The sequence below is a fragment of the Corallococcus sp. RDP092CA genome (assembly GCF_041903675.1).
Taxonomy (GTDB): Bacteria; Myxococcota; Myxococcia; order Myxococcales; family Myxococcaceae; genus Corallococcus.
In genome coordinates this window covers 1-15,223 of sequence record NZ_JAYESI010000039.1, presented here as the reverse complement: position 1 = coordinate 15,223, position 15,223 = coordinate 1, and the positions used below count along the sequence as shown (strand labels likewise).

At 70.4% G+C, this 15,223-nt stretch carries 8 protein-coding genes, 2 pseudogenes and 1 CRISPR repeat array; of the genes and pseudogenes, 4 read left to right on the top strand and 6 right to left on the bottom strand.

Annotated elements, in window-relative coordinates:
• Nucleotides 1-54: 54 nt before the first annotated feature.
• The 6 genes and pseudogenes from U8525_RS30045 to U8525_RS30020 all read right to left on the bottom strand — a co-directional run.
• Nucleotides 55-927 (bottom strand): annotated as a pseudogene (locus tag U8525_RS30045) (glycosyltransferase family 2 protein); the annotation flags it as partial.
• A 74-nt stretch (nucleotides 928-1,001) separates the two neighbouring features.
• A complete protein-coding gene (locus U8525_RS30040) occupies nucleotides 1,002-3,275 on the bottom strand; it encodes an MMPL family transporter (RefSeq protein ID WP_374270135.1) in 2,274 nt (757 codons plus the stop codon).
• A gap of 104 nt (nucleotides 3,276-3,379) precedes the next feature.
• A complete protein-coding gene (locus U8525_RS30035; protein ID WP_374270134.1) occupies nucleotides 3,380-4,738 on the bottom strand; it encodes a hypothetical protein in 1,359 nt (452 codons plus the stop codon).
• A gap of 149 nt (nucleotides 4,739-4,887) precedes the next feature.
• Entirely contained in the window at nucleotides 4,888-5,847 is a 960-nt protein-coding gene (locus U8525_RS30030; RefSeq protein ID WP_374270133.1) for a sigma-70 family RNA polymerase sigma factor, read from the bottom strand.
• 115 nt (nucleotides 5,848-5,962) lie between these two features.
• A CRISPR array of direct repeats spans nucleotides 5,963-6,258; the repeat unit is 22 nt; unit sequence AACCTGTCCGACTGTCCGACAG.
• A 325-nt stretch (nucleotides 6,259-6,583) separates the two neighbouring features.
• Nucleotides 6,584-7,888, bottom strand: coding sequence for a phytoene desaturase family protein (locus tag U8525_RS30025; RefSeq protein WP_374270132.1), 1,305 nt, complete (start codon nucleotides 7,886-7,888; stop codon nucleotides 6,584-6,586).
• 89 nt (nucleotides 7,889-7,977) lie between these two features.
• A complete protein-coding gene (locus U8525_RS30020) occupies nucleotides 7,978-8,445 on the bottom strand; it encodes an Lrp/AsnC family transcriptional regulator (RefSeq protein WP_374270131.1) in 468 nt (155 codons plus the stop codon).
• Between the two features lie 235 nt (nucleotides 8,446-8,680).
• On the opposite strand from U8525_RS30020, the gene U8525_RS30015 reads away from it, so the two are divergent.
• The 4 genes and pseudogenes from U8525_RS30015 to U8525_RS30000 all read left to right on the top strand — a co-directional run bounded on the left by U8525_RS30015 (nucleotide 8,681) and on the right by U8525_RS30000 (nucleotide 15,078).
• The gene (locus U8525_RS30015; RefSeq protein WP_374270129.1) at nucleotides 8,681-10,636 is read left to right on the top strand and encodes a M3 family metallopeptidase; all 1,956 of its coding nucleotides are present in this window, start codon (nucleotides 8,681-8,683) and stop codon (nucleotides 10,634-10,636) included.
• 267 nt (nucleotides 10,637-10,903) lie between these two features.
• A complete protein-coding gene (locus tag U8525_RS30010; RefSeq protein ID WP_374270128.1) occupies nucleotides 10,904-12,232 on the top strand; it encodes a reverse transcriptase family protein in 1,329 nt (442 codons plus the stop codon).
• Between the two features lie 17 nt (nucleotides 12,233-12,249).
• Nucleotides 12,250-14,688, top strand: a pseudogene (locus U8525_RS30005) (DEAD/DEAH box helicase family protein); the annotation flags it as partial.
• Nucleotides 14,689-14,742: 54 nt separating this feature from the next.
• The gene (locus U8525_RS30000) at nucleotides 14,743-15,078 is read left to right on the top strand and encodes a hypothetical protein (RefSeq protein WP_374270127.1); all 336 of its coding nucleotides are present in this window, start codon (nucleotides 14,743-14,745) and stop codon (nucleotides 15,076-15,078) included.
• Nucleotides 15,079-15,223: the final 145 nt, after the last annotated feature.

Here is a 15,223-nt window from a genome sequence, read left to right as displayed (position 1 = left end):
CAGCTGGCTCCAGACGGAGAACCCGATGGGCAGCGCCGACACGAGCGCCAGGCTCCATTTCCGCCTCGCCACCGCCAGCGTCAGGCCCGCCCACGACAGCCAGCTCACCGCTCCACGCACCCAGTGGGGCCGCGCGAAGCCGCCGGGGATGCCCGCCTCCGCGAAGAGGATCCACCGCCGGAAGACGCGCAGGAAGGGGCCCAGCCCCAGGTGTCCGGTGACGACGCGCAGGGGCGCGTGGACGACGCGGTTCTTCCAGCCGGCCTCGTGCAGCCGGCGGCCCAGGTACATGTCGTCCACGAACTGCCCGGCGGCGCAGCCCACGCCCCCGACGGCCGCGAGCGCCTCCCGGCGGAAGACCATCAGCTGCCCCATGATGAAGGGCAGCGCGCCGTCCGGCGCCGCGTTGCACGCGACCGACGCGCCGTACCACGCGTTCACCAGCAGCCCGTAGCCCACGTCGCCCGCCAGGGGCGCGTCCGCCGCCGCGTAGATGGGCGCGAACGTGGCGCCCGTCCGCTCATCCTCCAGCAGCGCGCCCACCAGCGCCGTGAGCCCTCCGGGCGGGGGGCGCGTGTCCGAGTCGCTGAAGGCCAGCAGCTCGCACCGGGAGCGGGCCACGCCCACCTGCATCGCGTTGAGCTTGCCGGTCATCCCCGCGGGGGGCTCGCCCGCGACCACCAGCTCCACCCGCCGCGCGCGCGTCGGCCTCGCGGACACCTCGTCGCGGGTGGGGAGGAACGCCGGGTCGTCCTCGCTGTCGAAGACGAAGAGCACCTCCCACTCACCGGGATAGTCCAGATCCAGGAGCGCGCGCACGTTCTCCCGCGCCTCCACGTCCAGGCCGCGGATGGGCCGGATGACCGTCACGGAAGGGGGCTCGAAGCGACTCGCGGGCGGCGCCACACGTCGCCGCAGGCCGGCCATCAGTTGCCGGTGTCCCCGCGCGAGCACGCCCAGCGCCACCGCTCCCGCCGCCGCCCACCCGAGGTCTTGCGCGCTCATGGCCGCACCTCCGTCCCAGGGGCCCGCGCCCGCGAGCGCCTCCAGTGGCCGGGCCCCCACCAGTTCAGGTCCCCCATCAGCCGCATCATCGCGGGGACGATGAGCACCCGGACCAGCGTCGCGTCCAGCGCGACCGCGATGGCCATGCCCAGCCCCATCGCCTTCACCACCACCACCGACGCCAGCGTGAAGGCCGCGAACACCGCGACCATGATGGCCGCCGCGCTGGTGATGAGGCCGCCGGTCCGCTCCAGCCCCTCGGCCACGGCGCGGGTGTTGTCGCCCGTGCGCAGCCACTCCTCGCGGATGCGGCTCAGCAGCAGGACCTCGTAGTCCATGGACAGGCCGAACAGCGCGCAGAACAGCAGGATGGGCAGCGACGGCTCGATGGGCCCGGGCTCGAAGCGCAGCAGCCGGTGCAGGTGCCCCTCCTGGAAGATCCACACCAGGGCTCCGAACGACCCCGCCAGCGACAGCAGGTTCATCAGGAGCGCCTTCAAGGGCAGCAGCACGGAGCGCAGGAGCGCGAAGAGCACCAGGCACGTCATCCCCATCACGAACCCCACCGCCGCGGGCGTGTGGCGCTTCACGAAGGCCGCCGCGTCCACGTCCGCCGCGGTCTGCCCGCCCACGAGCCACCGGCCGTCGCCCACGCCGCGGTCCTCGCGCAGCGCGCGCACCAGGTTCCGCGCCTCCAGGCTGCTGGGGGGCGCGGAGGTCAGCACCTGCATCACCGCCACGTTGCCGGTGACATACGCGGCCCGCGCGGCCTGGACCTCCGGTGGAAGGAGCCCGGGCGGCGAGGCGGCCATCCGCAGGGCGGTCGCGCGGTCCACGCCGGGGACCACGTCCACCGCGCTCTCCACGCCGACCACGCCGGGCATGGCGGCCACCCGGCGGCTGGCGTCGTAGAGGGCGCCCGCGCGCTCCGGGGCGAGGGGGCTCCCCCCGGGGAACTCCACCGCCACCAGCACGCGGGTGGCGGCCTCGCGCGGGAACAGGCGGGCCAGGGTCTCCGCGCCCTGGCGGGCCTCGGTGTGCTCGGGCAGGGCGGTGATGTCCGTGGCCGCCAGTTGCAGGCGGCGGAACGGCAGCCCCATGGCCAGCAGGAGCGTCAGCGTCGGCAGCAGCACCCACCAGGGATGCCGCATCACCCACGTGGCCAGCGCATGCCAGCCGCCGCCGCGCCCCGCCGTGCGCGTGAAGGGCAGCCGCCCCCAGTCCACCCGGGGGCCCAGCCAGGCCAGGAGCGCGGGCAGCACGGTGAGCGCGAAGAGGACGGCGAAGGCCACCACCAGCGCGCCGCCCAGGCCCATGGCGCTCAGGTACGAGCCCCGGAAGAAGAGCAGGCCGCCCAGCCCCACCGTGACGGCCAGCCCCGAGAACGCCACCGCCCGGCCGGCGGTGTCCAGCGTGCGCGCCAGGGCCGCCTCCGTGCTGGAGCCACTGGCGAGCTCGGAGCGGAAGCGGCTCACGATGAAGAGCGAGTAGTCGATGGCCACGCCCAGCCCGATGAGCGAGACGACATTGAGCGTGTACTGGGCCATGTTCGTGACGCGCGACAGGAGCAGCACGCCCGCCACGCCGCAGAGCACCGCCAGCCCGCCCACCACCAGGGGCAGCATGGCCGCCACCACCGTCCGGAACACCCACAGCAGGACCAGCAGCGCCAGCGGGAAGGACAGCAGCTCCGCGCGCAGCAGGTCGTGCTCCAGCAGCTCGTTGAGCGCGGCCAGGAAGGCCACCTTGCCGGTGAGCGTCGTCCGGAGGTGCGGGTCGCTGAGCGCCGCGCGCACGGCGGGGAACGCGGCGGTGGCCTCGCGCTCGCCGCCCTTGAGCCGCACCAGCGCCAGCACGTCGTGGCCCGTGCGCGCCACGAAGCGGGCCCGGAGGGCCTCGGGTGCCCCGACGGGCGACACCACCGACGCGACCTCCGGCAGCCGCCCCACGCGCGCCAGCACGGACGTCAGCGCCTGGGTGAAGCGCGGGTCGTCCGAGGTCCAGGCGTCGTGATGGAAGATGACCGCGAGGGTCTGGTCGTTCGACCCCGCGGCGGCGCCCCGCGCGAGCGCCTCCGCCCGCGCGGACTCGATGCCCTCGATGGTCCCGGTGGTGAGGTGCCCGCCCCGGAGCAGCGCCCAGACCGCCGCGCCGAGCAGCAGCAGCGTGCCCACCAACACCCAGCTCCGGTGCCGGAACACGCCCACCGCCAGGCGGGCGAACCAGGACGGTCCGCCCCCCACCGGTGAGTCGTCACTCCGCCCCGCCATGCCAGCCCCCCGTCCGCCCGCTCCGTCGCACCCCAGGGAACTGGTGACGGGAGGAGCGCTTGGGCAGGGGCTTCATCCCCTGGGGCAATGCGGGAGTGAACGGCTTACTGGAAGGTCACCTTGCCGTCCCGTTGGTAGCAGACATGCGCCAGGCCGGTCCAAGGGTTGACCGCCACGCTCGGCCGGGTGGCGTCCTGCACCGTCCCCAGCTGCGTGTACGTCCAGAAGCCCTGCGCGTCCGTCGTGCCGAGCGCCAGCGTCGTCCCGTTGCGCAGGGCGACCACCGGCCTGTCCGCGCCGTAGGCCAGGTCCGACGAGCCATAGCCGTAGTCCACGGGGGAGGCCCTCCGGCTGCTGGACGCGATGGGCGTCGCGAGCGCGATGTCCTCGATGGCCGAGGGCTCGCCGACATTGATGCCATTGGCGAGCGCCAGGAGGTGTTGCTCCGGCGCCCAGGCCATCGCGAACCAGGGGATGGAGCTGGCGGCCTTCAGCGGGAAGGACTCCACGGTCGCCCCCGTGAGGACCCGCAGGGTGTGGTTGTAGGCGCCGCCCACGGGCTGGTACGTGATGAAATGCAGCGCGCCGCTCCCGTCGAAGAGGGCGTCGCTCGTGAGCACCTGGGAGGCGACGGAGAGCGGCGTGATGGACCACGTGTTGGCGGCCGTCCGGGTCGCGACCTTGACGCTCCCCGTGGCGCTGGTGCCAAAGACGATGGACGGCTGCTGCCCCTGCGCCGGGTTGAGCGCGAGGGCCATGCGGTTCACGTGCCCGGCGTCGACCTCCTCGCGGACCCAGACGCCATTGACTCGCGTGGCATAGGCCAGCCGCAGCGTCGCGGTGGAGAGGTTGCCGGTGCCCCTGGCATAGGCGACGTGCGGCGTGCCGGTCGCCGGATCCACGGCCAGCACGCCCTTCTGGACGAAGACGCCGCCGTTGTTGAGCCCGGCCCCGTCAATCTGCTCCCGCTTCCAGGTGCTGCCGTCCCAGCTGGCGTACCAGAGGCTGTTGTGGGTGTCGTTCATGTAGACGACGTGGCCCGTGCCCGCGTCGTCGAACGCGATGTCGCAGCTGCTCCCCGTGACCTCTGGCCCCGGGTCGATGGCGGTGATGGACGCGAGCGGCGCGGCCACCACGTTGAAGTGGAACGCGCCCTCCGCCGTCTTTCCGGACTCCGTCTCGATGGAGACGGTCAGGGATGCCGTCCCCGCGGACGGCAGCGTCCAGGTGACCCGCTCCGCGGAGGGCGCGAGGGTCCCCGCGTTGGCGCTCCAGCGCACGGACTTGAGGGCCTCTCCCGAGGCGACGACCCGGAAGCGCTCCGCCGTGCTCTCGACGTAGGGCCCCGCGCCATCCTCCCGCTCGATCAACAGCGCCACGTCTCCAGGTCCCCGGGCCTGGATGACCTCCACGGGGCGGGGCTCACGGCCGCAAGCGGCGAGCAGCGTCAGACCACCCAACATCAGGATCCTGGAGACCCACCTCTTCCGCATCATCACTCGAGTTCCTCTCTGCTGGACGTGGCGAGCCCTGCCCACCTCTCCCTGGGAACCCGCTCAAACGGATGCGCCTCACGAAAGATCTACCAGAGCCATTTTTCCAGAAGTCCGAGTCATGCCGGCACGGGCATGCGCACGCCGGTGAGCTTCCGGTCCACCAACACGGAGTGCAGCGCCTGGATGCGTCCGCTCGCATCCACGTCCACGCGAATCACGGCGCGCAGGGCCAGCAGCGGATCCATCGCCGGCGAGAACACCGCCACCACGGCGGGCAGGCCGTTGAGCATGCGCGCCTCCCACGCCACGGGAGGGCCCCTCAGCTCCATCAGCCGGCGCATGAAGAGGGTGACGCGCCGGGGGCCCACGATGGGCACCAGGGCCGCGCGCACCTTGCCGCCTCCGTCCGAGAGGGCGCGCACATCCGAGGCCAGCAGCGCCTCCGCGGCGGCCACGTCTCCCATCACGAGCGCGCCCAGGAAGGCCGCCAGCGCGGCCCGCGTGCGAGCCTGCACGTCGCGCGTGGGCACGCAGCGCGCCTGAGCATACGCGGCCATGGCCGTCCGGGCGCGGTGGTGCACGACCTTCACGTTCGCTTCGGACATGCGCAGCGCCTCGGCCACCTCCAGCACCGAGTAATCAAAGACATCGCGCAGCAGCAGCACCGCCCGCTGTTTGGGTGACAGGGCTTCCAGCGCCAGGAGGAAGGCGAAGGACACGCTCTCCAGCAGCTCGTAGCGCCCCTCCGTCGAGCCGCCCCCGGGGAGCCGCGCCTCCACCGAGGGTGGGACCTCCTCGTCTCCGGTCTCCACCGGAGAGGGCAGCCACGGTCCGACGTACGCCTCACGGCGCCGCCGGCGCAGGTGGTCCCGCGTCAGGTTCACGGCGACGCGGGTCAGCCAGGGCCGCAGCGTGTCCATCCGCTCCGGCGGCGTCGCGAGCGCGCGAGCGTAGACCTCCTGCACCAGCTCATCCGCGTCCGCGGCCACGCCCGTCATCCGGTAGCAGAGCCCCCAGAGGAAGCGCTCGTGGTCACGCGCTGCCTGCTCCAGTGCACCTCGCGCCTGTGCATCCATCCCGCTCAAGTCCTCACGCTCCAACAATCCAGGAGCGGCAGCGGAGCACCGCCATGGTTGGAGCCCCAAGCCCCTGGACGTCCACACCGAGCCCCTCCGGGCCCGGACCGGTCAAAACCTGTCCGACTGTCCGACAGGTTCCCGCAGCCCGGGGGCAGCACCGGCAGCCCGCCACGGTCCACGAACCTGTCCGACTGTCCGACAGGGCTCCACCACTCGGAGTCACCACGGTCCATGCCTGTTCCACCCAACCTGTCCGACTGTCCGACAGCTCTCCGCATCCTGGAGTCAGTGCCGACGCCCCGACCCCGTGTTCCCAAACCGGTCCAACAGGTCCCCGCTTCCTGGTGCCAGCACCGAGGCCCCGGCCACGCACGGTGTTCCCAAACCTGTCCGACTGTCCGACAGGTCCGCTTCCTGGTGCCTGAGCCAAGGCCCCGGCCACGCACGGTGTTCCCAAACCTGTCCGGCTGTCCGACAGGTTCTGTCATCCGGGCTCACCATGGGGTCCCGCTTGCCCCCCCAAGCCGGTCCGACTGTCCGACAAGTTCCGCCACTCGGAATCACGACTGGGCCCCGCATGGTCCCCCAAACCTGTCCGACTGTCCGACAGGTCTCCGCTTCCTGGAGTCAGTGCCGAGGGCCCACCCCAGGTGCTCCAAACCTGTCCGGCTGTCCGACAGGTTCTTGCCCTGCGCCTCCGGGGAGGGGCTCCTGGCGTGTACGTCCATTCGACTCAGGCTCCCGCCGCGCGGCGCTGGGACGTCCTGGTGCGTCGCATCAGGGCTTGCCACACGGCCTCGGCGCTCGCCAGGGATGCGTCCGCGAGCATTCCCTCCGCGCCCACCCAGTCACCCACGCGGTACAGCCCGGCCACGTGCGGCACCTCCACCGCGGGACGCCCCAGCAGCCCTCCGTTCGCCGCACACGGCAGTCCCGCGCTGACGATGAGCGAGGGACGGAAGCGCCGCGCCACGACCTTCGCGCGCCAGCCCGGCTGAAGCACATCCATCACGGCTTCCAGCTCCGCCTCGCTCGCCGCTGTGTCCGCGCCGCCCAGGTACTTCGCCACATGCACCATCGCGCTCCCTGCCGGGGCCAGCTTCGCGGAGGCTGAATGCACCGACGCGTACCAGGGCCCGTCCAAGCCCAGCGCGAACAACGCCTCCGGCCGCGGCAGCACGGACAGCCCCAGCTCCAGCGTCGCCGCCTGGATGGGCACCGCCTCCCGCGCCTCCCGCGCCAGTACCGCGTCGCCCGGCAGGAGCGCCGCCACGTCCGCGGGGCTCCCCGCCAACACCACCGCGTCCGCGCGGTGCACCGTGCCCCCCGCGAGCCGCACGCCTTCGACCCGCTTACCGCCTTCCTGGAGGGCAACGGCTGCCACCCGCGCGGACAACTCCAGACGCGCACCGGCCTCGCGACCCACGCGCTCCACTGCGTCCACGAGGGTGCTCCAGCCGCCATCCACGTACAGCACGCTCGCGGCGGTCGCGCACTGGAGCTGCTTCAGCGCCGCCCCCGCGCTGAGCGCATCCATGTCCGCGCAGTAGGTGGACACGCGGATCAGCGCAGCGAGGAGCGCCCGGCCGTCCTTGCGCGTCAGACGCGTCTCCAGCCACTCGCGCAGGGACAGCGCCCCCAGGGACCGCGTGTCGATACGGGCCAGTCCCGCCAGCAGCTTCGCCACCTCCAGCTTCCCCGCGAGCGACAGCACGTCCGTCGTCATCAGCGTCACGGCGCCTCGGGGCAGCGTGTGCAGCCGGCCCGCGAGCAGCGCATGAGAGCCCGCCTGCGCTGGAATGCCTCCCGTGGGCTTCACGCCCAGCCGCGCCAGCACGCGCAACGCCGCCCCCGCCCGGTACAGGGCATGCGGGCCCAGGTTGAAGCGGAAGCCCTCCACCTCCGTCGTCCGCGCCCGTCCGCCCAGGTGCTTCGAGCGCTCGTACAGCGTCACCTCGCAGCCTCCTCGCGCGAGCAACGCCGCCGCCGTGAGGCCGCCCAGCCCCCCGCCCACCACGGCCACCCTCATCCGCTGCATGTCCGCCCTCCGTCCAGGCGCCCAGGCCACTCCAGGCATCCGCCGGCCACCACGACGAAGCACGCGCAAAGGTTACAGGGCCGTGTTCCTCATGCGCCGCGGTCCACCGGCAGCCCCGAGCGCGCGAAGGAGAACACCAGCGACGTCTCGATGCGGCTCACCTCCGGACGGCTGGTGAAGGACTGGATGGTGAGCACGCGCAGGTGTTCCGTGTCCCGACACACGACGTGCACCAGGAAGTCCGTGGTGCCCCCCAGGCAGTAGACGGCCACCGTCTCCGGCAGCGAGCGCAGGTGGTCCCCGATGCTGCCAAAGGCCTCGCCCACGTGGAGCCGGAGCTGCACGCCGATGAGCGCCTGGAGCCCCAACCCCAGCGAGCGCGGATCCAGGTCCGCCCGATAGGAGCGGATGACACCGTCCGTCTCCAGCCGCTTCACCCGCGCGAGGCACGATGACGGGGCCAGCCCCACGCGCGCGGCCAGCTCCTTGTTGGACAGCCGCGCATTGTTCTGGAGGGCCTCCAGAATCGCGCGATCAATTCGGTCGAGTGCGGCCATTCGGGGCTCCCAGGCGAATTCCATTCGATGGATGGCGCACAATCCTGACCCGTATTCTGTCCGCATGCCACGACACAGAATCGCTGCATGCCTCCTCCTCCTGGCGGGCACGGCCTTCGCGGCCCCCGCTTCGTCGCCGCAAGTCCTGCTCGCGCCCTGGTCCGGGCCGCATGGGGGCGTTCCGCCTTTCGACCGTGTGCGGGTGGAGGATTTCACGCCGGCGCTCGAGGCCGCCATGGCACAGGCACGGAGCGAGCTTGGCGCCATCGCGAACTCGAAGGAGCCCCCCACCTTCGAGAACACCGTCGCCGCGCTCGAGGACTCCGGCCGCGCGTTCAACCGCGTCTACGAGGTCTACAACGCGTGGTCCTCGTTCGTGAGCACCCCGGAGTACCAGGCCGTGGAACGCGCGATGGCGCCCCGGTTGTCGGCGTTCTGGGACGAGCAGTCCCAGGACCGGAGGCTCTTCCGCCGCGTCAAGGCGGTCCGGGACTCGGCCGCGAAGGCCGGGCTGACGCCGGAGCAGCAGCGCCTGGTGGCGTACTACTACGACGACTTCGTGCGCTCGGGCGCCCTGCTGAGCACGGCGGGCGCGAAGCGCCTGGCCGCGCTCAACCAGAAGCTCGCCACGCTCTACACGACGTTCAACCAGAACGTGCTCGCCGACGAGAAGCGCTACACGCTCCTGGAGCGCGAGGCGGACCTGGCGGGCCTGCCGGAGCCCCTGCGGAGGGCCGCGGCGGCCGAGGCCAGCGCGCGAGGCCAGCCGGGGAAGTGGGCCGTGGCGAACACCCGCTCGGTGGTGGCGGACTTCCTCACGTACTCCGACCGGAGGGACCTGCGAGAGAAGGTCTGGCGCAACTACGACAGCCGCGGGGACCACGGCGACGCGCATGACAACAACGCGGTCATCAAGCAGATCCTCGCCGCGCGCGCGGAGCAGGCGAAGCTGATGGGCTACCCCACCCATGCGCACCGGCAGCTCGAGCGCGCGATGGTGAAGACCCCGGAACGGGCCATGCAGTTGCTGGAGACGATGTGGACGCCCGCCGTCGCGCGCGTGAAGGAAGAGGTCGCCGCGATGACTGTGATTGCGCGGAGCCGGGGACAGCAGGCGCCCATCGCGCCCTGGGACTACCGCTACTACGCGGAGAAGGTGCGCAAGCAGGCGTATGACTTCGACGACAGCGAGGTGAAGCCCTACCTCCAGCTGGAGACCCTGCGCGAGGGCATGTTCTGGGTGGCGGGCCAGCTCTTCGGCTTCACCTTCGCGCCCGCGCCGGACGTGCCCGTCTACCACCCGGACGTGCGCGTCTTCGCGGTGAAGGACCGAGAGACGGGCCGCGAGCGGGGGCTCCTCTACTTCGACCCCTACGCGCGGGAGGGCAAGTACAACGGCGGGCAGACGGAGACGTACCGCGTCCAGGAGCGCTTCCGGGGCGAGGTCCCGGCCCTGGTGGCCATCAGCATGCCCTTCGTGAAGCCGGGGGCGGGGAGCCCCGCGCTGCTGGGCTGGCGCGACGCGCAGACCCTGTTCCACGAGTTCGGCCACGCGATGCACACGCTGAATGGGGACGTGACGTACCCGTCGCTCGGCGGCACGCGCGTGGTGAGCGACTACGCGGAGTTCCCCTCCAAGCTGTTCGAGCACTGGCTCGCCACGCCGGAGGTGCTGAGCCGCTTCGCCGTGCACCACGCGACCGGCCAGCCCATGCCGCAGGCGCTCGTGGCCCGCATCCAGAAGGCGGCGACGTTCAACCAGGGCTTCTACACCGTCGACTTCCTGACCTCCGCGCTGGTGGAGATGAAGATGCACCTGGCGGGGAGCAGGCGCATCGACCCCGACGCCTTCGAGCGCGACGTGCTCCGCCAGACGGGTGCGCCCGAGGAGGTCGGGATGCGCTTCCGCATGCCCCACTTCGGGCACGTCTTCGCCAGCAACGCCTACGCGGCGGGCTACTACCGGTATCTCTGGGCGGACATGCTCGCGGCGGACGCGTTCGAGGCCTTCCAGGAAGGCGGAGGCGCCTACGACGCGAAGGTGGCCGCGCGGCTGCGCGAACACGTGCTGTCCGTGGGAAACACCGTCGACCCGTTCGAGGGCTACCGGGCGTTCCGCGGACGGGACGCGAGCCTCGACGCCCTGATGCGAGAGCGCGGCTTCGTGACCCAGGCGCCGGCCGCCCCTTGAGTCATCGGGAGGGAGCGTCCGGACCCTGCGCGCCAGGCTCGACCGGAGCCCCGGCCCCGTGTACGGTTTCCACGTCATGCGGCGGTCTGGAAACTCAGCAGGTAGTCGGTCCGTGGAGACACGGTCCCCTGCCTCTCCGGGGCACCCCCGGGGAATTCATACACGGAGCACTTCCCCACGCGTGGCCGACCTCGCGGCAAGCCGCGAAGCGGGCCACGCCAGACGGGACAGGTGGGACCGGACCGCCGCATGGCGGATGCGTGGCGGATGAGCGACCGAAACGTGGTGGCCCGGGCGCTTGCGTCCGCATTCCTCGCGGCTCCCTGGACGGTGTCGAGCATGGTCGCGAACGGCGCCGAGGTTGTGGGCGGCCGGTTCCCCTGGCTCCGGTCGCTCGCGCGGAGCGCGCTGAGGTTCTTTCCCCGGCCGCCACACGGAAGGCTCGAGCTGCTCGCAGAGGTGCTCGCGACACGGGTCGCGTTGAAGCGCGCCTGTGCGAATCCCGCGATGCCGGTGCGGGTCGTGCGCTGGCTCACCTCCGAGCCAGAGATGGGACGCCAACCGTGGCCCGTTCCCGACCTACCCACTCAGGCGCACCTCGCGGACTGGCTGAGAGTGACGGCCGCCCAGTTGGATTGGCTCGCGGATGGGTCGGGCCGGGAGCACACGTCATCGCCGGGGCGCTGGCGGCGCTATCGCTACACCTGGATTCCCAAGCGCAGCGGCGGCGATCGACTCCTCGAGCAGCCCAGCGAGGCGCTTGCGAGACTTCAGCGCCAAGTGCTTCACGGCATCCTGGACCGGATTCCTCCGCACGAAGCGGCGCACGGCTTCGTGAAGAGCCGGGGCATCCGCGGCTTCGTCGAGCCGCACACGGGACAAGCGGTCGTCGTGCGGTTGGACCTGGAGGACTTCTTCCTCTCCGTGAGGCCTCCGAGGGTCTGGGGCGTGTTCCGTGCCGCCGGGTATCCGGATGGCGTGGCGGGGGCCCTGGCGAGGCTCTGCACGAACCGGACGCCCGGCGCAGTCGTCGCGAAGGCCCGCAAGGCAGGCCATGCCCGGGAGGTGGACGCGCGCTGGCTGCTGGCACGGAGGCTGGAGTCGCGGCACCTGCCACAAGGCGCACCGACCTCGCCCGCGCTCGCCAACCTCGCGGCGTACAAGCTTGACGTCCGGTTGTCGGCGCTCGCAGCGGCCTTGGGTCTGCGTTACACGCGCTACGCGGATGACTTGGCGTTCTCAGGAGGCGACGCGAGGCCCGGGAGCACGCGTCGGCTGCTGCGGTGCGTGCGCCGCATCGTGCGCGAAGAGGGCTTCACGGTGCGCGAGGACAAGACGCGGGTCATGCACCAAGGCCATCAGCAGTGGCTGGCAGGGGTGGTGGTGAATCAGCACCCCGCCCTCCGCCGCGCGGACTACGACCGGCTGAAGGCCCTCCTGCACCTGTGCCGCACGCGAGGGCCAGCAAGCCAGAACACCAACGGCCATCCCGATTTTCGCGCGCACCTGCGCGGAAGGATTGCCTGGGTGACGCACCTCCACCCCGCCCGCGGAGCCAGGCTGCGCGCACTCTTCGACCAGATTGCCTGGGACTGAGGGGATAGAATCAAAGGATGTCGCGGAACGAACGCGGTCTCTACGACCTCCTGCTCACCGAAGCGCTCCAAGATCAGCTCAGCGCCTTGGACCCTCAGCTCGAAGCCAACCGCTCAGCACTTCATGAAGCAGAGGCGGCGGACCGCATCGGCCTCCACTTGGCTCGGGTGATTGAACGAGCCATCGCCTCGCTCGATAGAGAAGAGCGAGTTGCTGTCGGCACGGCCCTGGCGCGCAAGGTCATCGAGCTCGTTGTCGGCGCAACAAATGCGAGCGCCCTTACGGGCGAGCGTCCGGTGGAGCCCGGCAGCATGCTTCGCAGCATTCTCGGAAAGCTCCCCGATGGCCGCACCGAGACACTCTCTGAGCCACTCATCCCACTCCTCGACACGACCCTGCTTACAAATGCCCCCGGAGAACCGCGCGTAGGCAATCAGGTGCTCGCGGAGATCCACTCAGCCGACCAAATTGATGTCGTCATGGCGTTCATCCGGCGCAGCGGAATTGCCCCCATGCTGGAGGCCCTCCGTGCACATTGCCAGCCAGGCCGGCGCCTCCGCGTGCTGACGACAACCTACACAGGCTCGACAGAGGCACGGGCACTCGATGCACTCCGGGAGTTGGGAGCGGACATCCGGGTGTCCTACGACCAGAGCAGTACGCGGCTCCATGCGAAGGCGTGGCTCTTCCACCGTCGGTCAGGGTTTTCGACGGCCTACATCGGCTCATCCAACTTGACCCATTCTGCGCAAGTCAGTGGCCTCGAGTGGAACGTTCGCGCATCGCGCGCACGCAACCCGAGCGTTGTCGACAAGGTCGCAGCGGTCTTTGAAAGTTACTGGAACAGCGGGGACTTTGTTCCATACGACCGCGAGCAGTTCCTGGCACGGACGGCAAGCGCTGACGACCACCACTCGCAACTCGAACTGAGCCCCATTGAACTTCGCCCTGAGCCATTTCAGGAGCGACTGCTCGAACAGATCGCCTTGTCACGGCAGTGTGGCCATCACCGGAACCTGCTCGTCTCCGCAACGGGTACAGGCAAGACGGTCATGGCGGCACTTGACTACGCGCGCCTGCGCGAGGCCCTTCCTCGCGCTCGCCTCCTCTTTGTTGCCCACCGCGAAGAGATCCTCACGCAAACCCGTGCAACCTTTCGCCATGCGCTCCGCGAGCATTCTTTTGGAGAACTGTGGGTGGGCGGCGAGCGACCCGCTCACTTCGAGCATGTCTTCGCATCTGTCCAGAGCCTGACGGCGACGGGGCTCAAGCATCTGGACCCAGCCCACTTCGACGTTGTGATCGTCGACGAGTTCCACCACGCCGCAGCCCCTACCTACCAAAGCCTCCTGGAGCACCTCCGTCCTGCGGAGTTGCTTGGGCTGACCGCCACCCCGGAGCGAAGCGACGGCATGCCCGTGCTCGACTGGTTTGATGGCCGAATTGCTGCGGAGCTGAGGCTCTGGGATGCCATCGACCAGCATCGGCTCGTTCCCTTCGCCTACTACGCCGTTCACGACGGAATGGACCTGCGAGAGGTGCCATGGCGCCGCGGACGTGGCTACGACGTCGAGAGCCTCTCGAACTTGTTCACGCACAATGACGCGTGGGTGCGCCTCGTCTTGAAAGAAGTCGCACGCCGGACAGAAGACCTCTCGCAGATGAGAGCACTGGGGTTCTGCGTGAGCGTCGAGCACGCTCGCTTTATGGCGCGGGCCTTCAGTGCTGCGGGCATTCGTGCCATCGCGATCTGGTCTGACACGCCTGATGATGAGCGACGCCAGGCGCTTCGGGATTTGGCGCAGCGGCGCGTGAACGTCGTGTTCTCGGTCGACCTATTCAACGAGGGCGTGGACGTCCCGTCGGTCGACACCCTCTTGATGCTGAGGCCTACGGAGAGTCCCACGCTCTTTCTTCAGCAGTTGGGCCGCGGACTTCGCCGTCATCCGTCCAAATCGGTGTGCACCGTCCTCGACTTCGTCGGCCACCATCATGCGGAGTTCCGGTTCGACCAGCGTCTCCGGGCGCTGCTAGGTGGAACTCGCGTCGAAGTGGCCAGGCAAGTTGAGCAAGGCTTCCCCTTTCTCCCAGCGGGTTGTCACATGGAGTTTGACCGCGTCGCGAGTGAGATCGTCCTCGCAAGCATCCGCAACGCCGTCCCTTCACGTTGGAGCGAGAAGGTGGAGGAGCTGCGCAGCTATGCCGAGACCGCCGCGAGCATGTCGCTCAGCGGCTTCCTGGCAGAGACCGAGCTTGAGATCGAAGACATCTATGCTGCGGACAAGAGCTGGTCGGACCTGTGCCAGGACGCAGGGCTCCCAGTACTCCCGGCAGGCCCTCATGAGGCGTCCCTGCGCCGTGCCTGCGGTCGACTCCTCCACATTGATGACGCTGGGCGGATTGATGCCTACCGGCGACTGCTTGGCTCGGACGCGGCCCCCCATGAGAAGGGTATCCGCTGCATGAGCCCCGTCTGGCAGAGCTGAGCCGACGCGAGCAGGGTGGCGCGCATGGCAAACGCGGAGCTGTGGAGAAAGCGAGTCGCGGACTGGCGCGCCAGCGGGCTGAGTGCGGCGGAGCACTGTAAGGGCCAGGAGTTCACGACAGGCCCGCTGTATCGGTGGTCGAGTCGTCTGGCGGGGACGGCGCGCGGTGAGACGGGCGCCGTGCTGCCCATGGTGCGGCTGGTCACGACCCCGGCCTCCGTCGAGGCGGCGCCCAGGGCCGCCCAGGTCATCATCGAAGTGCAAGGCGCACGTGTCCTGGTGCCGGCTGGCGCGGACGCGGCGACGGTGCGGGTGGCGCTGGAGGCACTCGAGGCCGCGGGGCGGAGCACAGCGCGATGATTCCGCACGGCGTCGAAATCGTAACTGTTCGCCGTGCCCCGTCCCGGCGCCGTGCTGACCCGCCCGGGACGGCCGGCAGGAGCGACCGTCAGTCCTGGCTCTTCGGAAGTGTGACCGTGCCTGGGTTCTCAATGGCGGCGAGCGC